This is a genomic window from Dietzia sp. NPDC055340 (genome assembly GCF_053645335.1).
Genome location: NZ_JBSHML010000024.1, coordinates 1 through 22862 on the forward strand (window position 1 = coordinate 1; position 22862 = coordinate 22862).

At 67.4% G+C, this 22862-nt stretch carries 24 protein-coding genes; 19 read left to right on the forward strand and 5 right to left on the reverse strand.

The genetic code is table 11. From position 1 onward, the window contains the following. Window positions 1-575: 575 nt before the first annotated feature. Window positions 576-917, reverse strand: coding sequence for a hypothetical protein (locus tag ACWIFB_RS15530; protein ID WP_119192483.1), 342 nt, complete (start codon window positions 915-917; stop codon window positions 576-578). 747 nt (window positions 918-1664) lie between these two features. Between ACWIFB_RS15530 and ACWIFB_RS15535 the strand changes: the two genes are divergently transcribed. Together ACWIFB_RS15535 and ACWIFB_RS15540 are read left to right on the forward strand one after the other, a co-directional pair. Continuing rightward, complete coding sequence (locus ACWIFB_RS15535) at window positions 1665-2657, forward strand: hypothetical protein (protein WP_378002052.1); 993 nt, start codon at window positions 1665-1667, stop codon at window positions 2655-2657. Beyond that, window positions 2654-3208 carry a hypothetical protein gene (locus tag ACWIFB_RS15540; protein WP_378002053.1) on the forward strand — a complete coding sequence of 185 codons (555 nt, stop codon included), beginning with the start codon at window positions 2654-2656 and terminating at the stop codon, window positions 3206-3208. Before ACWIFB_RS15535 ends, ACWIFB_RS15540 begins: the two co-directional genes overlap by 4 nt. Here ACWIFB_RS15540 and ACWIFB_RS15545 read toward each other — a convergent pair. The 4 genes from ACWIFB_RS15545 to ACWIFB_RS15560 all read right to left on the reverse strand — a co-directional run bounded on the left by ACWIFB_RS15545 (window position 3205) and on the right by ACWIFB_RS15560 (window position 5910). After that, window positions 3205-3615, reverse strand: a complete 411-nt coding sequence (locus tag ACWIFB_RS15545; RefSeq protein WP_378002054.1) for a helix-turn-helix domain-containing protein — start codon at window positions 3613-3615, stop codon at window positions 3205-3207. The two genes, ACWIFB_RS15540 and ACWIFB_RS15545, sit on opposite strands and share 4 nt — an antisense overlap. A gap of 149 nt (window positions 3616-3764) precedes the next feature. Next, the gene (locus ACWIFB_RS15550) at window positions 3765-4928 is read right to left on the reverse strand and encodes a hypothetical protein (protein WP_454058736.1); all 1164 of its coding nucleotides are present in this window, start codon (window positions 4926-4928) and stop codon (window positions 3765-3767) included. 230 nt (window positions 4929-5158) lie between these two features. Beyond that, complete coding sequence (locus ACWIFB_RS15555) at window positions 5159-5377, reverse strand: hypothetical protein (protein WP_259823378.1); 219 nt, start codon at window positions 5375-5377, stop codon at window positions 5159-5161. Between the two features lie 77 nt (window positions 5378-5454). Continuing rightward, on the reverse strand, window positions 5455-5910 hold the full coding sequence (locus ACWIFB_RS15560) for a helix-turn-helix transcriptional regulator (RefSeq protein ID WP_378002056.1): 456 nt from the start codon (window positions 5908-5910) through the stop codon (window positions 5455-5457). An 897-nt stretch (window positions 5911-6807) separates the two neighbouring features. Between ACWIFB_RS15560 and ACWIFB_RS15565 the strand changes: the two genes are divergently transcribed. The 17 genes from ACWIFB_RS15565 to ACWIFB_RS15645 all read left to right on the forward strand — a co-directional run bounded on the left by ACWIFB_RS15565 (window position 6808) and on the right by ACWIFB_RS15645 (window position 22632). Next, a complete protein-coding gene (locus tag ACWIFB_RS15565; RefSeq protein ID WP_378002057.1) occupies window positions 6808-7137 on the forward strand; it encodes a hypothetical protein in 330 nt (109 codons plus the stop codon). A 40-nt stretch (window positions 7138-7177) separates the two neighbouring features. Continuing rightward, window positions 7178-7918 carry a hypothetical protein gene (locus ACWIFB_RS15570; RefSeq protein ID WP_378002058.1) on the forward strand — a complete coding sequence of 247 codons (741 nt, stop codon included), beginning with the start codon at window positions 7178-7180 and terminating at the stop codon, window positions 7916-7918. Between the two features lie 176 nt (window positions 7919-8094). Beyond that, entirely contained in the window at window positions 8095-9594 is a 1500-nt protein-coding gene (locus ACWIFB_RS15575) for a cutinase family protein (RefSeq protein WP_378002059.1), read from the forward strand. Between the two features lie 32 nt (window positions 9595-9626). Then, complete coding sequence (locus ACWIFB_RS15580; protein WP_454058737.1) at window positions 9627-10268, forward strand: hypothetical protein; 642 nt, start codon at window positions 9627-9629, stop codon at window positions 10266-10268. A gap of 42 nt (window positions 10269-10310) precedes the next feature. After that, window positions 10311-10610: a hypothetical protein gene (locus ACWIFB_RS15585; RefSeq protein WP_378002061.1), complete on the forward strand. Its 300-nt coding sequence runs from the start codon at window positions 10311-10313 to the stop codon at window positions 10608-10610. A 5-nt stretch (window positions 10611-10615) separates the two neighbouring features. Beyond that, the gene (locus tag ACWIFB_RS15590) at window positions 10616-10912 is read left to right on the forward strand and encodes a hypothetical protein (RefSeq protein WP_061229512.1); all 297 of its coding nucleotides are present in this window, start codon (window positions 10616-10618) and stop codon (window positions 10910-10912) included. 21 nt (window positions 10913-10933) lie between these two features. Further along, entirely contained in the window at window positions 10934-11560 is a 627-nt protein-coding gene (locus tag ACWIFB_RS15595; protein WP_372502717.1) for a hypothetical protein, read from the forward strand. Beyond that, the gene (locus tag ACWIFB_RS15600; RefSeq protein WP_378002063.1) at window positions 11557-12378 is read left to right on the forward strand and encodes a hypothetical protein; all 822 of its coding nucleotides are present in this window, start codon (window positions 11557-11559) and stop codon (window positions 12376-12378) included. Before ACWIFB_RS15595 ends, ACWIFB_RS15600 begins: the two co-directional genes overlap by 4 nt. Further along, complete coding sequence (locus ACWIFB_RS15605; RefSeq protein ID WP_378002064.1) at window positions 12360-13970, forward strand: hypothetical protein; 1611 nt, start codon at window positions 12360-12362, stop codon at window positions 13968-13970. The genes ACWIFB_RS15600 and ACWIFB_RS15605 overlap by 19 nt, the downstream gene beginning before the upstream one ends. Window positions 13971-13987: 17 nt before the next feature. After that, entirely contained in the window at window positions 13988-15484 is a 1497-nt protein-coding gene (locus tag ACWIFB_RS15610; RefSeq protein WP_182639396.1) for an SCO6880 family protein, read from the forward strand. Beyond that, a complete protein-coding gene (locus tag ACWIFB_RS15615; protein WP_378002065.1) occupies window positions 15484-17256 on the forward strand; it encodes an ATP/GTP-binding protein in 1773 nt (590 codons plus the stop codon). Before ACWIFB_RS15610 ends, ACWIFB_RS15615 begins: the two co-directional genes overlap by 1 nt. After that, window positions 17253-17495, forward strand: coding sequence for a transposase (locus ACWIFB_RS15620; protein ID WP_131886296.1), 243 nt, complete (start codon window positions 17253-17255; stop codon window positions 17493-17495). The genes ACWIFB_RS15615 and ACWIFB_RS15620 overlap by 4 nt, the downstream gene beginning before the upstream one ends. A gap of 4 nt (window positions 17496-17499) precedes the next feature. Further along, window positions 17500-19110 (forward strand): peptidoglycan DD-metalloendopeptidase family protein, encoded by a 1611-nt coding sequence (locus ACWIFB_RS15625; protein WP_454058738.1) that lies wholly within the window; start codon window positions 17500-17502, stop codon window positions 19108-19110. 28 nt (window positions 19111-19138) lie between these two features. After that, window positions 19139-19678, forward strand: a complete 540-nt coding sequence (locus ACWIFB_RS15630; protein ID WP_378002067.1) for a hypothetical protein — start codon at window positions 19139-19141, stop codon at window positions 19676-19678. A 28-nt stretch (window positions 19679-19706) separates the two neighbouring features. After that, window positions 19707-21440: a type IV secretory system conjugative DNA transfer family protein gene (locus ACWIFB_RS15635; protein ID WP_063935022.1), complete on the forward strand. Its 1734-nt coding sequence runs from the start codon at window positions 19707-19709 to the stop codon at window positions 21438-21440. Beyond that, window positions 21437-21943, forward strand: coding sequence for a DUF4913 domain-containing protein (locus tag ACWIFB_RS15640; protein ID WP_378002068.1), 507 nt, complete (start codon window positions 21437-21439; stop codon window positions 21941-21943). Before ACWIFB_RS15635 ends, ACWIFB_RS15640 begins: the two co-directional genes overlap by 4 nt. Further along, a complete protein-coding gene (locus ACWIFB_RS15645) occupies window positions 21940-22632 on the forward strand; it encodes a hypothetical protein (RefSeq protein ID WP_454058739.1) in 693 nt (230 codons plus the stop codon). The genes ACWIFB_RS15640 and ACWIFB_RS15645 overlap by 4 nt, the downstream gene beginning before the upstream one ends. Window positions 22633-22862: the final 230 nt, after the last annotated feature.

Below are 22862 nucleotides of genomic sequence, written 5' to 3' on the forward strand. Positions count from 1 at the left end.
GGGCTGACCACCAGAAACGCCCCACCACCCAAGGCCGGCCACCCACCCACGCCAGGGGACTACGCCCCGGGAGGTGACAGACGGTATTGCACGCGTGAGCTGGCCCCAGAACACCCGCACCCGTCGGGCAAATAGTCGTTAAAAGCCCTGTTCACAGGCGATCCCCACGTATTCCACACCGATTTGTCTGGGGGGAGTACAGGTCATGCCGCTTGTGTCGGGGGGTGCCCTTAAACTGGGCGCGCTTCCTTCGATTGGGGGTTCGGCTCACTCATCCGGAGCCGTTGCCTAGATGGAAGGAGGTGATGTGATGGGAACCCGTCGAAATGGCGAGAAGCCGACCTTCTGGGTCGCTGTGGTAGGAGCCACGGCCCAGGTCGGTCGACTTCTCTTGGATCTCATCCGCTTCGGAACTGACACCTAGGTGCTAGTTCCGGGAAGGCGTCGGGGCTGCAACCCCGGCGCTTTCCTTGTGTGGTGATGTTATGTCTGGCCCACCGCCGTGTGCAATAAATCCGGGCCGAGTTCTTCCGCTGTGGCTGTTTCTACGCTGCGGGTCCGACAGTCGGGCTGGCTTAGGGGGTGACGGGCAGGGCCTCGGAGCGGATGCTGATGCCGAGGTTGCGTGCTTTGGCTCCGGTGAGCAGGGGGTGGTCCTGGCCGTTGCTGTCGGTGTAGATGGTGGCGGCGAGGTCGTGTTCGTCGGCGTCGATGATGACGTCGTCACCGATTGTCAGGCTGGCGTGGGCGTTCTCGGCGAGTTGCTTGCGTAGCTCGACGTCGTAGACGACCTGGCCGGTGAACTTGCGGGCGGTGGGGTTGTAGGCCCGGTGGAGGACTTTGATCGTGAGCACGTTCGAGCCGGACTTGAGCTGGTTCAGCGTGCCGATTTCGATCACGTTGCCGTCGATGACCATGTGGGGTCCTTTCTGGTTCGGGGTGACTGCGGTCGAGAGCCCAGCGTAGTCGGCCCTGAGCGCTGCGCCGTGGGCTGAGCTCGGCCGGGTCAGCATCTGGGGGGAGGGGTTGGAGACTGTGGAGATAGCGGGAAGGGTCACCTCCGGTCCCGGTGCTGGCTCGGCAGTTCAGTGTCCCGAGCGAAGCACCGCTCGAGGGGCCCATCAACGATGACGTGCATCGAGTGACTTAGGTGTCGTTAGGGTGTAGCCCGTGCCCCGTTTCCTCCAGCTCTTCCGTCACAGTCGCACGGGAGTGGATGACAGTGTCGACCAGCTCATGGGAATCATGGCATCAGTGCCAGCAGTTGATATAGAACTAGCTGTTCTTCTCGCCGCGGAGCAGCTGTGCAACACGACCATCACACTTTCCGAGCACCCAATGCCGCACGGTCACTACGGCGTTGTACTTCGCACCCGTCAGGGCCACCACATTCGAGTTGATCCCGACTTACCTGGCGATCTTCGGTTCCACACAGTCCTGCACGAGCTCGGACACGTTGTGCTGGGTCACACGGCGACATCGGAGCCGGGAGCGAACAGGCTGGCGCAGATCATGGGCGGTGGACCCCCCGTGTGCTCGGCGTCGCCCACGGCTGGGAAGGCGCCCTGCGAGGCCGAAGCCGAGATCTTCGCTTGCACGATGGCTCGGCGTCTTCGCCGTGGACTGACCACGCGCCACATGTCCCGCCTCGATGAGGCGTTCGGATGATCGTTCTCCTGGTCCTGTTGGCCCTGGAGATTATGATGGCGGGCTACATCGTCACTCGACTTCTGCGGTACCAGGTAGCGCCGACTCCAGTGCTACGGGCAACGACTTTCACGTCCGTAGCGGTCTTGATCGGGTTGCTGTCGGTGACAGAACCGATCGAGGCTGTCCTTCGGGCCGGGGGAGCGCTCGTCTGGCTGCCGACACTGCTGAAACACTTGAGCGTCCTCGGTTGCTGTGCGGGGGTGCTTCTGCTGGCGCTGGCAGAGAGGGGCCGGCTCAACGGTCGTTCCGAATCGGGAGTCTGGGCACTGCTGATCGTCGTCTCGCTGACCGTTGCAGGTCTGCACGTGAGCGCCGGTGGGGGAGGGTTGCTCACCAGCGTGGACTATGTCGAGTGGTCCCACTCCGTCGGTGCTCTACGCGTCGCCATGATCATTACCTACATCGGCGGACTGGGCGCATGTTCCGGTCTGTTGTTCGTGCTGTGGCCACTGGATCTGAGGACGGCGGCCGGGCGGGGCCTGACCATCTTGGCGTCGGCAACGCCCTTTCTGGCGGGCTGGTGCATCCTGCGGATGAGGTATGTCTGGGCTGCTTCCCAGTCGACGACCCTCCCCTCGGAACAGGAGCTGCTGGTAACTCAGCTGCTTTCGCTCGCCGGCGGTCTACTGCTCACTGTCGGACTGATCTGGTCCACAGCAGAGACCGACGTGTCCGCGCTTCGACACTGGCGGCAGTTTCGCAGCCTCAATCACCGTGCCCTGGACGTTGTTCCAGCTGTCCGCAAGCACTCCGACTTCCGTTTCGGAGTGGATATGTGGGTCCACGACCGCGCCATTGAAGTGTTGGATGCGTTGCACCAAATCCAGCGGACGACTGGACACCGCGACACGGGTTTTCCTCGGCCACCGGCCCAGGTGAGCGATTCAGAGCTGACCGCGGTCGTTGCAGACCTCGGCAAGCGCCACTCAGAGAGGACGAGAACGTGACTCCCGAAAAGGTCATCACCGAGGTCTTTGCACCGTGGGTGGTACTCGCTGCTGGAGCGACGCACCTTGGGAGGGCGGTGGACTCGCCCGGTTGGGGTGTGGCAACGGCGACGGGGCTCGGATTGGTTCCGCAGGCCGCGATTGCGTTGCGCGTTCTGCGTAAGAATCTCACCGATCATCACATCACTCGTCGCGAGGATCGACCGCTGGTCATCGCCGGAATCTCGGTATCAGTGACGACGCTGTTGATTGCGCAAAGCAAGCTCGAGGCGCCGGCGGAGCTGCGCCGCACAACTCGAGCAGCTCTGGTCTCATTAGGAGTCGCTGGCGCTGCCACGCTCAAAGTCAAAGTCAGCTTTCACACCGCGGTCCTGGCCGGCGTTGTCACGGTGTTGGCGCGGGAGCTGTCGCCCCGCTACTGGTGGGGCCTCAGCGCGGTCCCGGTCGTAGCCTGGGCACGGATCAAGATCAGCCATCACAGCCCGCTTGAGACAGCGCTCGGAACAGCGTTGGGATTGGCGGGCGGGTACTGGGGCGGCGGCCGGCGTTAGTCGAGACCGGCTCGGCGCCGTTCCTCTTCAACGGCCTTGCTTATCCGTTCGAGGGCATCGGAAGGCAGATCGACGGCCCGGGCCGACACCGCTAGAACTTCGCTGTCGCTGACTTTGCGCAGTAGAGCGATGTAGTCGTTGGTGCGTCGGTACTCGTCGTCATCGACGAAGTACTCCGGTGACACACCGAAAAAGGCTGCGAGATCTCGTACGACTCGCTCGGACGGCTCGTGGGTGCCGCGTAGGAGTTGTGAGAGGTAGGGCTGGCTGAGATCCCCGCCGAGCTCTTTGACTCCCGCGACGATTTCCATCTGGGTAAAGCGCCCGCGTCCCGGGGGATGGGCGGTGGACACGAGCGTCGACAGGCGTTCAGCGAACGTCTGCTTTGTGCTCGGTCGTGACCTCATGAAAGCCAATCTTACATTGATGCTGATGCGTCAAGACGGCGACAACGCCGACTGAGTCCACTCCGAAACTCCGCCGGCGAACCGGGTCTGAGCTGGGGGCAGCCTCAACACCAACACCCGCGTGCTCACTCATGCCTCGGTTGCGCTGACTATCGAGCGAGGTCAAAGCGATCATTCGCAACTGGTCCTCGCTGACGGCGTCGCAGAATCGAGCGGATGGCGTCCATGTGGCGCGACACCTGCTCGGGAGTAGCCGCGCGTTCATCGGCCGCGGCGGCGGCCTCGGCCCGTCGGCGCTGCTCTTCGAGGGTGCGCTGCCGGTGTTGCTCGGCCACCTCGCTAGGCGAAGGGCCGGCGAGCACGTCCCGGAGCCAGGAGAGGCGATGTCGCAGGAAACCGGCTGGATTCTGGATGGTGGAGGGCCAGTCGCGGGGGTTTTCTCGCGCATCCTGGTTGAGGACCGCCACTAGATCGCGGCCTGTCCAGCGGTCGCAGTCGACCATCTCGGCTACTACGTCGACGAGTGCGCCCAGATGCTGGCCGTTGTCGAGGCTCGTCGCTGCGGCGACGAGCTGGGCGGTGACGATGTGTGCCTGGCGAGGTCGCTCTCGCTCTTGGAGTCCTTGTGAGCGCCCGAAGGGCGCCGACGCGCGCTTGCGCGCGTGTGTAGGGGAACATTGCCTACGGGGAGTTTTACTCCCCGTAGGACCCCTACGGGGTAGATACGATTTTGCGTACCACCTGCGGGGAGTCGTCAGAGCCCACGTGGATGCAGCTCGAAGCTGCACGCCGTCGTGGTGCACGGCGGCCTGGAAACGCTCATCGACGGTGAGATACCGGCCCCTCGCGACCTCGACCGCGAGCTCGAGCTCCGCAAGGACGGCGCGGGCGTTGGAGACAACATCGTGGCAGAACGGCCGAGAACGGTCGGCTAGCTCGGCCGCGATACGACCGATGGTCTCGTTGGATGCGGTGACACGGCGACCGGTATCCGCGTCGGCGAGGCGAGCACAGGCCCGGGCGACGAGCAGGGCGGTGCGTGCGGAAACGCGCCACTTGCGGCACAACTGCCGGCCACGAATGCACGCCAGCTCGGCCGCGGTGCCGGCAAGCCACTTGGTACGGGATTGCCACACCAGGGCCGGCTGTCGGCCGTCGAGAGCCCACGAACGCCCGCGCTGACCGCGAAGCTGGTTTTCTTTTTCGGCGTCTTCGATCCGCGTACGGATCACGGCGCCGAGGTCGAGGTCTTCGGTGGTATCGAGGTCTGTTGGCGCACCCTGCGACGCGCCCAGCTTCGGCATGCTGGACACGGCATTTGGGTGTGCGCTACCCTCGGAACAGCTACGCAAGCTGGTTCCGCCTTTCGGGTGGGCACCAAAACCGGGGTTACGAGCGGCTAACTCGTCCCGGTCACACGTTCGCGATCGCCCTTCGGATTCGGCCCCGGGGGGCGATCGCTTTTTTGTGTGGGTGCGCTATGCGGTTGTCAACGACGCTGGTTGAGTCCCGTGCGCCTCCTATCTCTTAGAGTCAGTGATGGTCAGCCAGTGCGACCGAGAAGGTCGAGCGCACTGGGCGCCTCTGCTTCTCGCCGCTTGTACTCGGCGAGACCGTAGGTGACGACGTCTTGCAGCACCTCCCACCGCTTCCGGCCAGATCTGCGCCAGGTCGCGTTGAAGTCGGCCACTAGAGCCTTGTCGATCTCGCCGTTGAGCTGCGTGCGGTGATCGCGGGTCCGCGGGCGGCCGAAGGTCGTCATGGCCTTATTAATAACACGCGTGTAGTTCGGCGTCGAGCATTTGCCGCCACACGGGCGTGTCCGAATATAGCGTGGGACTAGACGAACTTCGCCCCGGACTGCCGTCGTCGGTCGTTTCGGGTGCGGTTCCAAGCCTCGAGGACGCGGGCAGGAGGGACACCATAAGCCGCGGCCAGGGCGTTGCAGAGCTCTTCGCGGGGCGCCGACACTCCCCGTTCCATCTTCGACAACTGCGGCTGGCGCAGGCCCGCCGCCTCGCACGCCTCCTGCTGGAGAAGGCCGGCGTGTAGCCGAAGATCGTGCAGCCGCTCCTCGCCCTCGCTGACCAGGGTGAGGTCCGCCGGCCGGAGACCCAAGGCTCGAGCCAGGCCAACGAGCAGGGGGGCGGATGGGGCGCGAGTGCCGTCCAACCAGCTGTGCACGGTGTTGGGGGAGATGTCCAGGTGGGCGGCGATGTCGTCGACGCTCACCCCTCGACGGGACATGGCGGCCCGGAGGGTGGTGGGGCTGATTTGCCCCGCACGGCGAGGCATCGGCTCCCCTTCGTCGGCGTGTCTTGCTCGACAAGTCTGTCCAACGAACGGCCCTAAACCTTCCACTAGCGGAATATATCGTGGAGTTATAGAGTGTTCTCATGCCGACAGCGGACCAGCCGCTCGCGGCGGGTCGAAGCCCTACGCCGGGATCGTTGGCGGTACCCTACCAATATTGGTACCAATATCGCGCCGGGGAGCAAGGAGCCGAAGTGACAGAAAACGACCAACGGTCCACAGCGGGCCCAGCTCTACGAGGAGCCCTCGTTGGGGCGACAACGGCCCTAATCGCGTTTGGGGGCGTATCGGTAGCCCTGGCTGCGACGCAGTCGGGAATCGAGGAAGCGACTGCGCCCGCAGCTCGCCCGTCGACCACTCAGGCCGGCGTGGACGTGGCCCAAAAGACCAGCGCGACTCCGCGTTCCGCGAAGGCCGCTCAGGCGACTTCGTCTCGGACGGCTACGCAGCAGCATTCTGCCCAGGCCAAACAGGCCGGCCTAGCGAAGGCGGTCCAGCCAACCCGTGAGGTGAAGAAGGAGAACGAGCCCGACGAGCGCCGAGAGTCGGCCCCCAAGGTCGAAACCGCTCCGGCGCCGCAGGCTCCCCCCACACAGCAGGTCCGCTCTCCGCAGCCCGCGCCGGTGCAGCAGTCACCGTCGTATCCCGTTCAGCAAGCCCCGACGTACCCGGTGCAGCAGGCTCCGGTTCGACAGGCACCCGCTCCTGCACCCGCTCCTGCACCTGCACCTGCACCTGCACCTGCACCGCAGGGAATCACGATCGACCTGGGTGGCCGCGCGCCCGTCGTGCCGCAGGCCCCGATCCCCCCGAAGGAACTCCGTATCGGCTGACGACCGCCCGGTCGCCGGTCCCACCCGTAGAGAAAGAGGAAACACAATGCTCACAGCCGCTTCTGCCATCTCCGGCGCGATCATCGCCGCGCTAGCGACCCTTGGCCCGATCGCTGCCCCCGTCATCGGAGCGGCCACCGCCGCCGGTCCAATTGCCACCGCTGGTACCGCGATCGCCGGACTGGCCGGCACCGGAAGCGCCGCCGGTGGTGCCGCCTCGCTCGGTGCCGGCGGGGCCGCGGTCAACGCCAACCCGCACGCCGCACTCGGCGTCCAGAACGGCATCAACGACTCGATCAACCAGGCCAAGGACCACGTTGCCGGGTCGATCAACAACCTGAACATCCCGGGCGTTCCCCCGGTCCACTTCAACTGATCCCGCGCACTGATCGCCGCACCGATCGAGGGGAGTGGAAATGAGCCGCGACGACGATCTGCCCGAGTGGTTCTCAGAGTCGTCAAATTCTGCTGACGACCGCAACGAACCCCGCCACCTAGAAGCCGTGGCCGGAGGCCCGGAGCCCGACGACGAGTGGTTCGACCAAGCAGAGGCCACCCCCTCGGCTGTCGAAACCCCGCCAGCGCGCGATAGCAGCCGGAAGCGGACCAAGCTCCTGTTCGGCGGCACGGTCGCGGCGGTACTGCTAGCGATCGGGGGCGGCGCCTGGATGCTGTCGTCGCTCCTGTCTGGCTCCGAGACGTCGGCCTCCCCGACGTTGACGCTCCCCACGACGGCGACCAGCGCACCGCAGAGCGGCGAGGCGGTGGTGGCCGAATCGGAGTGCGAGTCCTCCGACTCGGCCACCACAGTGTCGGGCAACGGCAAAGGCGACCGAGAGTCCGCCGCCGGCGTGGTCCTGGCCTTCCAGCACGCCTACTACGTCGCCAGAGACGCCGACGCCATCAAGCCGCTGTTGGCGAAGGATTCACCGATCACCAATCTCGATGCTCTTCAGGAGGGCATCGACTCAGTGGCCCGCGGGACAACGCACTGCCTGCATATCGAGCGCGACGGTGACGACGCCGTGGTCGAGCTGACCGAGACCGCTCCTGACGGCAGCGAAACGACCTACTACCAGCGCGTGACGACCACCCGTGAGAACGGGGAGGTCCGGATCGTCTCGATCGAAGAGAACTCTGAAGGAGCCAGCGAATGAAGCCGGGGAACGTGGCAAGGATCGGCGCTGTCATCACGGCGTCATCGTTGGCAGTAGTGGCCCAAGCGGGAGGGGTCCAGGCGCAAACCACGGCTAGCGCTACCCCCTCCGCCACCACGGCTCGACCTTTCACCTCAACCGCTACGGTCCCGACCTCGGCTCGAGGGACCTCGGAGGTGGCGTTGCCCGAGGGCGATGAGTGCCCGCTGGTGCAGCTCGTGGCGATCAACGGCACGACGGAGTCAACGAGAAACTCCAAGACCGACGCGGACACGGGATGGATGGCTCGCGTGGTGAGTCCCACCGTCAGAGCGGCTAACGCCGACGGCCAGGCGCGTATGAGCCGCACCTACGTGCCGTACCCGGCATCCTTCGGAGGCTTCGTCCCCTCAGAGGATCAGTCGAGTTATGCCGAGAGCGTCACCGTCGGAATAGAGAACGGGCGAAAGCTCATCGCCGAGACGGTCGAGCGATGCCCGGAGACCAAGATCTTCGTCTCCGGCTACAGCCAGGGCGCCCAGGTCGCCTCGGCGCTGGCTCGAGAAATCGGCGCCGGCTCCGGGCCGATCACTCCCGAGCAGTTCGCCGGTGCGGCACTGATGAGTGATCCCACCCGCGCTCAGGGCGCTCCGATCTTCCAGGAAGGCTCGTCCCGGACGACTCCGGGGGCGGTGCCGGGCACGGAGGGCGCCGCGGTGTCGGCGATCAACGTGGGTGAAGGTGCCCCGCGGCCGGAGGGGCGCGGAATCTCCCCGAACACGTCGGCACCGGATTTTGGTGCGGTGGCCGATCGAGTCGCCTCGTTCTGCGTACCCGGAGACCTGGCATGCGACACCCCGCCCGACTCCGATCTGTTCCAGGTCGTAGCCAACATCGCCGGACAGAGCGAGACCGGGGGAGACCCGATCCGTGCGCTGGTCAACGTCGCCACCGTGGCGGGGCAGTCGGTACTGTTCACGGCCGCAGAGACCATCGCCGAAGACGTGGAGTACTCCGACGGAAGTGGTTTCACCATCGCCCCGGCCAGCCGGGGCAACACCACGCTGTCGCGGATGGCGCGCTACTCCGATCCGACCCAGGTGCAGAACCCGACCGATCCGACCGCACTGCTGGTGGAGGCCGGGACCAAGCTGGCCGGGATGGCGCTCGGAGCGTCGATCACCGTGGCGAAGAAGACCCTGACGCCGGAGAACATCGCGCAGATCGCGGTGGCCGGCGCAGCGAGCCCGGCAGCGGCAGCAACGGTGCTGGTGGGCCAGCTCGCTGTTGCGGCGTCTGAGGTCATTACTCCCGCAACCGTGGACTCCGGTCTGCAGCGGGTGATCGGCGAGATCGAGCACACGGTGTCCGACACGACGGGCCTGGTCGACCTGGCGACCCAGACCCAGACCTGGAACGCGATCGACGCCCACGGCATGTACGACCGCACCCCGTTTACGGCATCAGGGCAGTCCCCGGCGGCGATCACCCAGCAGTGGGCGCTGGCCGCGGCCAACGACCTCGCCGTTGCCCGGGGGATAGAGCCGGTCAGCGAGATCAGCCACTCCACTGATGCCGACCGCATGTCCCTGATCCGGTCGGGAGCCGGGGACGACCAGCTGTCCAAGCTCCCGGCGACGTCGCAGACCGCCGACATCGCCGGACTCTCCGAGGCCCTGGCCTCGGTGACCGCGTGACGCCCGCAAGGGACAAGACGAAGGAGGCGAGCATGACCAGCGCCCACAAACTCCCACGCCCATCATCGAAGGCGGTTCCCGGGTGGCTGGCGGTGCCAGCCGAAGGGGACCGCGCACCGGTGTGGGACACACCCGTTCCTCGCCCCGCCGACAGTCGAACCCCGGTGATCTGGTTGCTCGGCGCCCACGGAGGGGCCGGGGTGTCGACGTTGGAATCCATGTGGGCGCCGGCCGCGGACAGTCAGCGAGGCTGGCCGTCCGCCGAAAAGGCACCGTTCGTCGTCGTCGTTGCTCGGATGCACACGGTCGGCCTCAATGCAGCGCACCGGCTGTGCCTTCAGCACCAAGCAGGAGAGGTCGGTGGCTGCTCGCTGCTGGGCCTGGTCACCGTTGCCGCCGCCCCCGGCAAACCGGACCTGACACTGTCCCGTCGCCGCGAGCTCGTCGCCGCCGCTGCCGGGGCGAGCTGGCACATCGACTGGGTTCCCGAGCTGCTGGCCTGCGAGCCAACCGAACTGGCGCAGTGGACCCCGGACTACACCCCGCCACCAGCAAAGCGCTTCGCCCGTCCGCTAGCGCCCACCGACGCGGTCCCGGGATCGGTCGCTACCGCTGCCGCAGAGATCTTCGCCGCGGCAGGCGAGCAGTGGCGCAACCGCCCTGGCAAGCCCTAACTCCATCTTCAACCGCATCACTTCACCACAAGGAGCACCACCATGATTGTCGAGACGATTCACGCCGCCGCCCCGGTGGCCGAGCAGATCATCGCCGTCGGAGAGAACCTGTCCCCGATGGAGATCCCCGGTGCCGGCGAGAAGGTCGACACCGCCCTGGCGTACTTCATGTGGGGCTGCATCGCGCTCGGCGTCATGGGCGTGATGGCCGCCGGGGCCTACTTCATCATGGCTCGCCGGTCCGGCAACGGCGACGAGGTCCAAAGCACGGTCGCACGGATCATCGGCGGCTGCCTGCTGATCATGCTGGCCGGCCCCATCGTCAACGCCCTGGTCTCCTAACCGCCATGCTCACCGACGTGGTGACCGTTCTGGCGCAGGACCCGGCGGTAGTGCTACCTCCGACCAGCCCTGTCGGCCCTCCAGCCGAGGCGATGACCCGGTTCACCCAGGCGGTCGGCTGGGTCAAGTGGGGAGCCACCGCCGTCGTAGTCGCCGGAGTAATGGCAATCGGGGCGCTGCTGACGATCGACAACCGCCTAGTCGACCAGTACGGCCCTTCGATCCAGGCCATCACGATCAAGGTCATCCTCGGCTGCGTGATCGTGGCCTCCGCCGGGCACATTGCCGACGTATTCATCTAGAGGGAGTTCCTGTTGTCCAAGATGCGACGCGTTCTCACCGCTGCGGCGGTAACGCTGCTGCTGACGGCGAGCACCGCCTGCTCAAACGATGAGCAGGTCGAGCAGCCGCCAGTTGTGGACACCGCTTCTGCCCCGGCCGATCTGACGTGGCGGAACGTAGCCGGGCTCAAGGTGCCGACCTCCCGCGCCGACGGGCCGGCGCGAACGTCTCCGCCCCAGGGGTACAGCCATACCCCGCAAGGCGCGGCTCTGGCGGCGGCGAACGGGCAGGCGGCTTTGGCCACGGCGCCCGACTCCACGTGGCCCGAAGTGGTGCGCACGGTCACCGCTCCCGGCCCCGGCCGGGATCAGTGGGCGCAAGCCCGCGTGCTGATGAGCGTGTCGGGTGCAGTCGATCCGTCGGTGGCCGCCACCTTCACCGCGTTCAAGGTCACCGACTATTCGCCCGAGAAGGCGATTGTCTTGCTGGCGACATCGACCCCGCCGGCGCCGGGAGAACAGGAGCCCCTGCTGACGGCCTATCCAGTGCAGGTGGCGTGGACAGGGGCGGACTGGAAGCTCGTGCTTCCGACACAGCAGGACGACATCGACGCGGCCGAGATTCAAGCACTCGACGGCTTCACGACCTGGGATGAGGACAGCAAATGACAAAGAAGGCATGGATCAGCGGCGCAGCGGTGCTGATCGTCGCTCTGACGGTGCTGGTCCTGGTCATCGCCATGAGCGGACGCGATGAGCAGAGCGACCAGGCGGCACCTGCGCCGGCCACGCCCACTGCGTCACAGAGCCCGGCGCCTGCGGAGCAGCCAGGGCGGGTGGTCAGCGACCTCGTGGGCCGGCAAGTGACGGTCGTGGACGCTCCCGAAGGCGAGCCTGTTGCACAGACCGGCCAGGCGGGCGCGTTTCCCGGCGGGACCGAGCCGGTCGCGGCGCCAGCGGGTCTAGCGCTTCAGCGTGTCCCGAGCGGGACCACGTTGATGGTCTCGTCCTCGGATGGCCCGACAGCGGTGGAGCGAGGCGTGATGACCGGGTACGCCCGTTCTCCCGTTGGCGCGGCGCTGCTCACGGCCAACTACATCGGTCTGGGGCTGGAGATGGGGCCGGTCTACGCCGACTTCATGCAGCGATACGCGCCTGATCTGGTCGCGGAAGATCCGGAGCTGCTCGAGGAGCTGCGCGCACGCGGCGCGGCAACCCAGGGGCGGGCGATGCAGGCAGCCGAGGGGTTTCAGGCACCCCGGTGGTTCCGCTTCAGTCACTGCTCGCCCGAATTCTGCACCGTGGAGGCGGCGATGCCGTCGGTGTCTGAGGCTGTCGGCCAGGTCGACACCATCGACGTCAGCGCAACAGAGCACCCGGTGATGCGCGTGTCCTTGTCGTGGACTGGCGAGCAGTGGGAGATCGTCTCCGGGCGCTCGCTGCCGCCCGTGGAGGAGCTGGATCGGTCGTGGGTTCTGTGGATCTGACACGCCTCAAGCGACTCGCGATCGCGCTCTTGGCCGCGGTCCTGGCCTCGGTTGCCTTCGCGGCACCGGCTGCTGCTCAGGACACGGACCAGAATGAGTTTCAGTCGTTTTATGAGGACTGCCGCAACGGCGATCTCGACGGTGATGTGCTCGACGGCGGATTGTTCGCCGGCACCGGCGCCCATCAGTGGTTGAGGGAGTCGGCTCAGGCCGGAGGTCTGCGTGAAACGCTCACCGCGCCCGCGCGCGGCGTCGTCTCTGGCGCATGCAACACCGCCGGTGCAGCCCTTCATCCGACCGATGCGATCGAGGCAGTGACGTCCGGCTTCTGGGGCGACCCGATCGGAGACTTCGTCAAGTCCCTCCTGGAGGGAAATGCTCAGGCGTTGTCGCTGATCATGACGATGTGGATTAAGGAGTCACCCTTCTCCGGAGCAGACTTCGAGTCGTCCGTGGCGGGAGTGTTCAACCTGACGCTGTGGGCGCAGGTACTGCTGTTCGTAGTGTCGCTGATCATTGCGGGGGCACGGATGGCGGTCGCCCGGAACCGCGGATTGGGTGATGGGTTCGAGGACGTCGGACAACTCGTCTTCAACTTCATCCTCGCCGGGGCCGCGCTTCCGGCGGTGATCATGTCGCTGCACATGGCCACCGACCTGGTCTCCACGCAGTGGCTCACCGACGGTCTGGGCGGGGATCCAGAGGCCAAGATCAACGCGGTCGCGCTCATCGACGAGGAGACCGGACTCGGGCCGGCCGCGGTATTGATCCTGGTGGTGTTCGCGCTGCTGGGTGCCCTGGCGCAGATGCTGGCGCTAGTGATCCGCGAGGGCCTTCTGGTGGTGGTGGTGGGCCTGCTGCCGCTGGCGGCAGCGTCGTTCGCGCTGAGCACCGGCAAGCAGGCCTTCAAGTCGATGATCGGGTTCGTCGTCGCGGCGCTGCTGTTCAAGCCGGTGGCAACACTGCTGTACCTGGTGGCGTTCTGGCTCAGCTCGGGAACAGAACAGCCGTCGATGATGGAGGCGGTCTCCTCGATGCTGCTGCTGGCCGCCGCCGGCCTCGTACTGCCCGCACTGATGCGCGTCGTCGCCCCGGCGGTGTCTGCCTCGGTGTCCGGCGGCAGCGCCGCAGGCATCGGCGCCGCCGCTGCCGGAGCCACGGGCGCTGTCGCCGGCGCCGCCGGCGCTGCGCTGGGCAACGCCCAGCAGAGCTTTTCCGGCGCAGCGTCATCCTCCGGCTCGGGAAACCAGAGTGCCGCGAACGGCGCGGCCTATCTCGGCCCGCACTCCTCAGGAGGCTCGTCGTCACCGCCGGCGGCCGGCTCTTCGGCTCCGACTCCGTCGGCACCTTCGGGGGGCGGCGCACCAGCTGGAGGCAAGAGCTCCTCGGGCACGGGCACCAGCTCGTCGGGCCGTGTCGGCGGGGCAGTAGCAAGTGCGGCCCGCGGCGCCGGCACCGTAGCGGGCTTCGCCGCCGCCGGCGTGGGCGCGGTGGCGACGGCAGCTCAGACAACGGCTCGAGCGACACAGACGACCGAGCAGATGATCGACGGTGCGCTGGCAGCTCACCCGACACCCCACCACTACCGCTGACGGCAAGGAGATAGCTGGTGTCTGCATCAGGTGAGCAGGCGGACCTTCGGCTCTACACGCTGGGTGAGAAGTCGCAGCGCACCGGCATGTTCGGCCTGCCGCTGCGGGCCACGATCATCGCCGGGATCGCCTTCATCGCGGCGATGTTGGTGCTGATGCAGGGCGGACTAGGCGCGGGAGCGCTCATTGCGGTGCTGGCGGTGGCGTACCTGGCCCCGGCAGTGCTGCGTATCGGTAATCGAACTCTCTACGAGGTGGCTCAAATGCGTTGGCAATTCTGGCGGGCACAGGCCGCTGGCTCCACGGTGTACCGGTCCGGACCCAACTCGCGGGTACCGGGAGGCCGCTACCGGCTGCCCGGTGCCCTGGCCAAGACCGAGCTGCACGTCGGCCGCGACGTGGCCGGCAACGATTTCGCGCTCATCCGAGACCGCGCGCTCAACCAGTACACCGTCCTGCTGGACGCGGCCTCACGCGGCCAGGAGCCGCTGACGGTGGCCGACCGCAACGACATGACCGCCGAATGGGGCGCCTGGCTCGCCGAGCTGTCGCTCAACGACGACGTCGTGGCGGCCACCGTGACCGTCGAGTCGTACCCGACGACCGGGCAGGACCTCATCGCCGCGGTGAAGGACTCGGTCAGCGAGTCCACCCCGGAGATCGCCCGCCGCATCCAGGCGGAGTCGGCGGTGGAGTTCGCTCGCGGCAAGCTCGTCACGCGGTCGTGGATCGCGGTCACCTTCAAGGCCGCCACCGCGATGCAGCGCAAGGACCCCGAGGCGATGGCCACCGATCTGGGTTTCCGGCTGCCCGGGCTGTACCAGCGGCTCGAGTACGCGGGAGTGTCTGCCACACCGATGAACCCGGAGGACGCGATCGGGCTGGCGCTGCGTTGCTACCGCCCCGACCTGGAGGAGACCATCAACAGCGCTCGCCTGTCTGGCGAGCCGCTCGGAGTGGACTGGGACGACGCCGGCCCGGCCGAGGCTGTGGCGAAGTGGAATCACTACCGCCACGAAGACTGGGTGTCCCGCTCGTTCGAGATGGCCGCCCCGCCGGCCGCCGCGTTCCCGGACCACGTCCTGCGGCCCCTGTTGGAGCCGAAGTCAGACATTCCCCGCAAGCGCGTGACACTGATCTACCGCCCGATCGCCGCCGGGGACGGGGTGAGGCAGGTCGAGAAGGAGCACACCGACGCGGTCAACGCTGCGAACAAGACCCGCTCGATCGGCAAGGCCTCTGCCGGCCTGCGCCTGGAGCGCACCGAGGCCGCGCGGCAGGCGCTGGCCCGAGGCGGCCAGCTCGGCGAGTACTCGCTGCTGGTGACGCTCACCCTGCGCAACCCTGAACTGCTCGACCAGGGCTCGGCGATCATCGGCCAGCTCGGCAACCGGTCTCAGCTTCGGCTGCACGCCACCAACGGCCAGCAGGATGCGGCGTTCGCCGCCGCGCTGGGTCTGGGCGTGTTGCTCGATCAGAAGTCCACGATTTCCTCGTTTGCGAAGGCGGAATGATGGCCAGGCGCACCAAGACCCCGGTCGGGCCGGCAGAGCTGGAAGAGCTGCACGCCCGTATCACCGCCGGCGATCAGCTCCCTCCCTGGCCGCACACACGAACCGGCCGTGCGTACAAGCGGTGGTGCGACGAGCACCCCGAGCGGGCCGAGCAGGCGCGCACCGCTCGCCAGGCACCGCAGCTCCGCTACGGAAAGCCCCGGTTCACTAATCGCTACGCCTCCCTCGATGGTCGCGGCTTCAAGGGCGCGTTCTCGGGGCGGATGGCAGTGGTCTCCGCCCCGGCCGCCACCCAGACCTCCACCAACTACGGCTGTGGTTTCAACCCGTGGGTGGTCGGGGCGACCGCCCCGGCGGTCGGCGTCCCTCTGGGGGTTCACGCACAGACCGGCCAGGACGTCTCCGGCGACGTGTTGTCGTGGTTCCGCGCCGGCATCATCGGCAACCCGTCGGCGTTCGTGCTCTCCTTGCCCGGGCTGGGCAAGTCCACGATCATCCGCAAGCAGTTCATCGGCGCGGTCGCCCAGGGCCATGTGCCGATCGTGGCTGGGGACATCAAAGGCGAGTACGTGGCGGTGACCGATGCGATGGTCACCCCGGCCGGAAAGCGCGGGCAGGTGATCCGTCTCGGACATGGGCACGGGCACCTGAACCCGCTGGCCGCCGGCGCTTTGGGCGAGGCGATCCCGGTGATGCAGGCCCATCTGGACGAGCTCCGCGACCGAGGCGAGGACAGCACGCGCCTTGCCGAGGCCATCACCGAAACCGAGGAGTCGGTGCACTCGCGGCAGGTCACGATGGTCGTGGCGCTGGCCGAGCTGATCCGCGGTCGGCCGCTGGCCGACTTCGAGGGTCTGGTCATCTCCACCTCGTTGCGGGAGATGCGCCAGGGCGGCAGGTTCTCCTTCGCCTCCCCGCCGCTGCTGCGGGACCTGGTCGACTACATCCGATCCGGAAACGCCGACCTGCGGCGAGCGCTGTTCGTCGCCGACGAAGCGGAGTACCGGCGCACGGTCCGAACCCTGGTCCAGACGCTGGAGTCGCTGACCGACGGCGTCATGGGCCAGGTGTTCGCCGAGCACACCACCACCAAGATCGACCTCGACGCCCCGGCGATCTGCATCGACGTCTCGGCGATCGCTCGAGGAGACCAGTCGCTCAAGGCGGGCGTGCTCCTGGCCTGCTGGTCCGATGCCTATGGAGCGATGGAGGCCGCGCACGTGCTGGCCGACTGCGGTCTGGCGCCGCAGCGCTACTTCCTGGCGATTCTCGACGAGATGTGGGCGACCCTGGGCGCCGGGGCGGGGATGGTGCAGCGCGTCGACGAGCTCACGCGCCTGAACCGCACGGACGGCACCGGATTGCTGATGATCACCCACACGGGCCGAGACCTGGAGACGCTGCCCAACGAGGTCGACGTCAAGACCGCGATGGGCTTCATCGAGCGGGCCGGCATGGTCATCTGCGGCGGCCTTCCCGCCGGCGAGCTGGAGCGACTCAAGGGCGTCCTCCAGTTCACCGACGCTGAAGCAGCGATGATCACCGCCTGGTCCAAGGGCGCGCCGATCGAGCGCACCGAAGCCCGCGAGCGTAAGAAGCCACCCCTGGGGCGAGGCAAGTTCATGCTCAAGTCCTCCAAGGACGGCACCGCCGGGATCCCGGTGCAGGTTCTGCTGACCGCGACCGAGCGGGAGACCAACATCCACGACACGAACGTGCGCTTCCGCGAACTGCTCGATGGCGTGCACTCCGGACAGGCGGTGCCAGCATGAGCTCAGCCGCGTACGACGCCGATTTCCGCGACCAGGTGGTCGCGCGGCTGGCAGAGCTCGAGCCCCAGTTCCCCTCGACCTCAGCAGCCGCCGAGGTCGTCGCCCGCGAGTTCGGCATCAGCCGCGACTCGGTGCGCCGCTGGTCGGTCGCCGCGGGGACGTGGCAGGCGCACAACTCGTCCACCCTGCGGGCGCTGCAAGCCGAGAACGCGGCCCTTCGAGCGCAGCTAGGGCTGTAGACGGATGCGGTCGGCCAAGCTCGTCGTGGGCATCGTCATCGGGATCATCCTGCTGTCGCTGGTGGTCGTGGTGATCCTCGGAGACGGCAGCGACGATCGGTGCCGCCCGAACGGGGCCATAACCGGCGGCGGGGGAGTGCCCGCCGGCGAGCTCAGCCTGCCGATCGCCGAAGGCGATTACGTCGTGTCCTCGACCTACAAGAGCGCAGACCGGCCCGGCCACCGAGGCATCGACCTAGCCGCCGCCGACGGCACGCCCATGTACGCGATGGCCCCAGGCGTGGTGACAGCCGCCGGCCCCGCCAGCGGGTTCGGCAACTGGATCGTCATCGACCACACCATCGACGGTCAGCCCTACTCGACCGTCTACGGCCATATGTGGGACGACGGAGTGGCCGTGCAGGTGGGCGACACCGTTGCCGCAGGACAGCACATCGGTGAGGTCGGCAACAACGGCCAGTCCACCGGCGCCCACCTGCACTTCGAAGTGTGGCAGGGCGGGCGCCTGACCGGTGGGAGCGAGACCGATCCGCAGCCGTGGCTCGACCGAGCGGCGAACCCGGGCTCGGGAGGCAGTGAGCCGCCCACCGACGAGTCAACGACCTCCCGCCAGCCGTCTCCGCGCTCGAGTGGGGAGATGCCCGATTCGGACAAGATCGCCTCCAAGGAGAACTTGCAGGTCGACTCGATCCGGGTGGCCCGGGCCGTGGCGCAGCGCTTTCCCGACGTGAAGACCATCGGCGGGTGGCGGCCTGTTGATGCCTACCCCGATCACCCGTCGGGCCGCGCCGTGGACATCATGATCCCGGACTACTCCTCGAGCGAGGGCCGCGAGCTGGGCAATCGCATCAAGAACTACCTGCTGACGCACCGCGAGTTCTTCAACATCGAGTACCTGATCTGGCGGCAGCAGTACATCCCCGCCACCGGGCAGCCCAACCAGATGGAGGACCGGGGCGACCCGACCCAGAACCACTTCGACCACGTGCACGTCACCGTCGCCGGCGGCGGAAAGCCCACCCCGGACCAGCGCTACGGCGCCGCCCCCACCGACGGTGCCGACGACTCCTCCGAGACCACCGGCGCCGCCGGGGGCGACGACTGCGCCCCGGATTTCGGGCATCGCAGCCTGAACGCGGGCGAGATCCCCGCCGAACTGCGCAAGTGGATCGACCTGGGAGGCCAGGTCTGCCGCGAAGTCGACTCTCCGCTGCTGGCCGGGCTGCTGTACCACGAATCAGCCGGCTTCCAGGCCACGGCGGTCTCGACGGCCGGGGCGCAAGGGTACGGGCAGTTCATGCCCGGCACGTGGGCGGCCAAGGGCGCCAAGGTCGACGACAACGGCCAGATCGCCGGACCTCCCGGCTCGGGCTCTCCGTCGGACCCGGCGGACGCGACAATGGCCGCCGCCCGCTACCTGTGCGAGATCGCCGAGGGCCAGCGAGAGGGCATCGCCTCGGGCGAGCTCAGTGGCGACCCGCAGACGCTGATGCTGGCCGGCTATAACGCCGGCCCCGGCGCCGTGCAGCAGTTCGGCGGGGTACCGCCGTATGCCGAGACGCAAAAGTACGTGGTCATCGTGCCGCAAGAGGCCGCAAGGTTCGCCGCCGCATGAACACCGCCGACGACAGGAGGAGACAGCGATGAACACCAAAGGCGTAGCCGTGGTCGCCGCGGCGGTGGTGGCGGTAGTGGTCGCCGCCGTCGCGATGGCTCTGACACTTGGCCGCGATGATGAACCGGGAACCGATGCGCACGTGCACATCGACCCGATCACAACCGCCGACGAAGTGGCGGTGGCGGTGATGGCAGGGATTCACACGTGGACCCCCGCGCAGCAGCAGTCCCCGTGGGATGCGATGCACGCAATCTCCGGCCAGCTCACCGGCCAATTGGCAGACGCGGCCACCACCCGCCCGGACCCAGATCCTGCCCCTAGGCAGTGGTCGGCATGGGCGCGCTCGGGTGACCGCGTGATCGGCGCCGCGCGCCTGGCCGGAGATCAGGACCCCGTCCCGCAGGACGCGAGCGAAGCTCGACGCCTGGTCACGGTGCAGCAGAAAGTGCTGCACCCCGACGGAGCAACGACCCCGCTCGAGCGCATCACCGCGACCGTCGAGCTCAAGCGCACCGGCGAGACGTGGAAGGTCGCCAGCTACCAATACCGATCTGTGGGCGAGTAACCGCGCACATCACACCAGGGAGGCAACAATGGCAGGCAAGGACCTGGCACGAACGTCCCAGACCCGCGAGCCCGGACCCACGATCGCGCTGGTCATGATGGGCGTGGTGGCGGCCGCAGTGATCGCGGTGTGGGGCAGTATCACCCTCGGCGAATCCATCGCCCCCACCGGTCAACAGGTTCCCGGTAACCCCGCGGTGGCGGTGATCGACCTGGCCCAGGGGCAGGTGCAGTGGACCACCGGCGCCACGGTCGTCGCCGTGGCCCTGGTGGTGATCGCCGTCGTGCTCGTGGCCGTGGTGGCGGCGCTCGTCGGGCGCCGGCAGGGCCGCAGGACCCGCGTCGATGGGATCACCAAGCACCTGGCGGGCCGCGCTGACGTGAAGTCACTGTCGGCCAAGAGCGTGGTCCGCGCCAACCGCGAGCGAGGCGACACCACCCAGACCCCGGGGGTGTACATCGGCAAGGAGGTCGCTACCGGCCAAGATCTCTGGGGCGGGTGGGAAGACCTGCATCTGGATCTGTGGGGTCCCCGCCAGGGAAAGACCTCCAGCCGCATCATCCCGATGATCCGCCGCGCACCGGGCATCTGCATCTCCACCTCGTGCAAGCGCGACGTCATCGAAGCCACGATGCCGTTCCGTCAGCAGGTCGGCCGCGTCTGGGTGCTCGACCCGCAGGACAAGGCGGTCGGGCTGGACACCTCCAAGTGGTACTTCGACCCGCTGGACTTCGTGCGCCGCGACCAGTGGTGGGACGGCAACGCCGAGGAGCTCGCCGAGATCTTCAACGCCGCCACCGCCCGCGGGGAGGCCGGCAGCGACCCCAACGCGTACTTCTACTCCCAGGCCGTGGACCTGCTCGCCTCGCTGTTCCTGGCAGCGGCGATGAAGAACCGTCCCATCACCGATGTCTACGGATGGGTCTCCAATCTCGAAGACGCCACCCCAGTCGACATCCTGGCCGACAGCCAGTGGAAGCCGCAGGCCGCGGACCTGGCCAGCAAGTACAACGCCGAGCCCCGCACCCGCTCCAACGTGTTCTCCGCGGCCAAGAACATGATCTCCTGCCTGGGGCGCAGGCAGATCGTGCGGTGGCTGACCCCCCAGGCCGGCGCCCAGCGTTTCGACCCGGTCGCCTTCGCAAACTCTGAGGCCGACACGCTGTATCTGGTCTCCGACGAAGAGAACCCGATCGGCCGGCCGGTGACGTCCATCCTGACCGTCGCGGTGTTCAAGGCCCTGGTCGACCGGGCCGACACCTGCCCCGGTTCGCGCCTGCCGGTGCCGGTGACCGCCGCCCTGGACGAGATCGCCAACATCGTGCGGTGGCCCAGGCTTCCCGACTACTACTCGACCTTCGGCTCCCGAGGCATCATCTGCTCGACCGTGCTCCAGTCCTACGCCCAAGGCGTGGAAGTGTGGGGCGAGCAGGGCATGAAGAAGCTGTGGTCTGCCGCCGCGATCGTCGTCATCGGCCCCGGCCACAAGGACTACCGATTCCTCGACGAGCTGGCCCATCTCATCGGCACCCACACCGAACAGCAACGCTCCATCTCCAGCGGCGGCGGCGATCGCGGGCGGTCCGTGTCGACCCAGACGGTCGAGAAGCAGACCATCACCGCCGCCGAGCTGGCCGCTCTGCCGTTCGGTCGGATGATCGTCCTGGCCACCGGCCGGCGCCCCATCCTGGCCCGGATGGTCCGGTGGGACCACCAGGACCTCCCCTCCGCACCTGAGAAGACCGAAGAGGCCGCAGCGTGAGCCACCTGTTCGACAAGAAGATCGTCGAGGCATTCGGTGAGACCCTCGCGGCGGTGACCAAAGAGTCGCTACCTGCTGCTGTAGAGGATGTTCTGGCAACACCCGGCCTCACCGACCACCTTGCCCGCACCGTGGAGAGGGAGGTCCAGCGGTTCGCCGAAACTGAGCTTGGCGTGCCGCCCATCCTGCGGTTCACCGACGAGTTCGCTTTCTTCGACGACTACCTGCGACTGGCCTACGAGTCGACGGGCATGAGCCAGAAGTGGTGCTCGCGCTGGTGGGCGCACCGCTCGGTCCGATTCCGTATCCGTTCGATGTGGCTCGCGTACGAGTCACTGGCCCGCCGGGACCCGGCCACCTGCGATGAGGTGTTCCTCCGCACGATCGGCGACCACCACATGCCGCTGCTCACGGGAGAGCGCTCGCCAATGGTCGCCTGCACGTCCGGTCACCAACCGGGCAAGCCCTTGAAATCGGACCCCATTGAGGAAGGCACGCTATGAGCTCGCATCCCAGCGACCCGGTGGTCGCCGATCTGATCCGTCACGCCCGCGTGGGCGCGGCAGCTAATCCGTACCCGCCGCGGACTCGCTCGCTCGGCGAGCACTCCGCCCGCCAACACTCGGTCGGATCGCTCGTTATGGAGACCGCTCGCGCAGACACCGGCGTATCCGAAGAGGTCGCTCAGGCGCGGCGAGAAGTGATCGCCGCCGAGCTGGAGCGCAGGCGGCTGGTGCAGGCCGCCCAGGAAGCGCGCCGGCAGGCAGAACTCGATCGGACCCAGGCCGAGCAAGAGCGCGATGAGGCCGTTCGCCGCGCACGCGAGCGGTCAGGACCGGACCCGGACTTCTTGACCCTGGCGGTGATCGCAGCGGTGACCCTGGAGATCACCGAGTACGAGCTGGCCGGCGTGTTCGATGCGGCGATCACCGACACCCCCGGCCTCTCGGCGGCCGATACCGCCGACCTCGCAGGCGAGCGCAGGGTCGGCCTCACCGAGGAGCTGCTGCACACCGAGGTGGCCGCCGTCGGCGGCTCGCCGGTAGTCGCAGACGTCATCGACACCGGCGTAGGGGCACAGACACCGTCCCAGCTCATCACCCAATCTGAGCAGGAAGCTCAGCCCGCCGCTGCCACCTTCGACAGCGCTGCGGTGTCCGTCGATACAGCGCCGGAGGTAGAAGAGCTATGAGCGCACAGGCGTTTGGCAACGACCAGATGAGGACCTACCTCGCCGATACCCTGGCAGTGGCCGACTCCCCGTTGACGGTCATGCCGCAAGACCCACAGGACCCGTGGGATGTCCGATTTCACGACGCACGGTTCGACTCGCACATGAGTATCAGGCAGGACCGCTTGATGGGCCTGCTCGACACCAGGTCTCCCGGAGCCGCCGCAAAGGGGGCTTGAGTACCGGTCCGC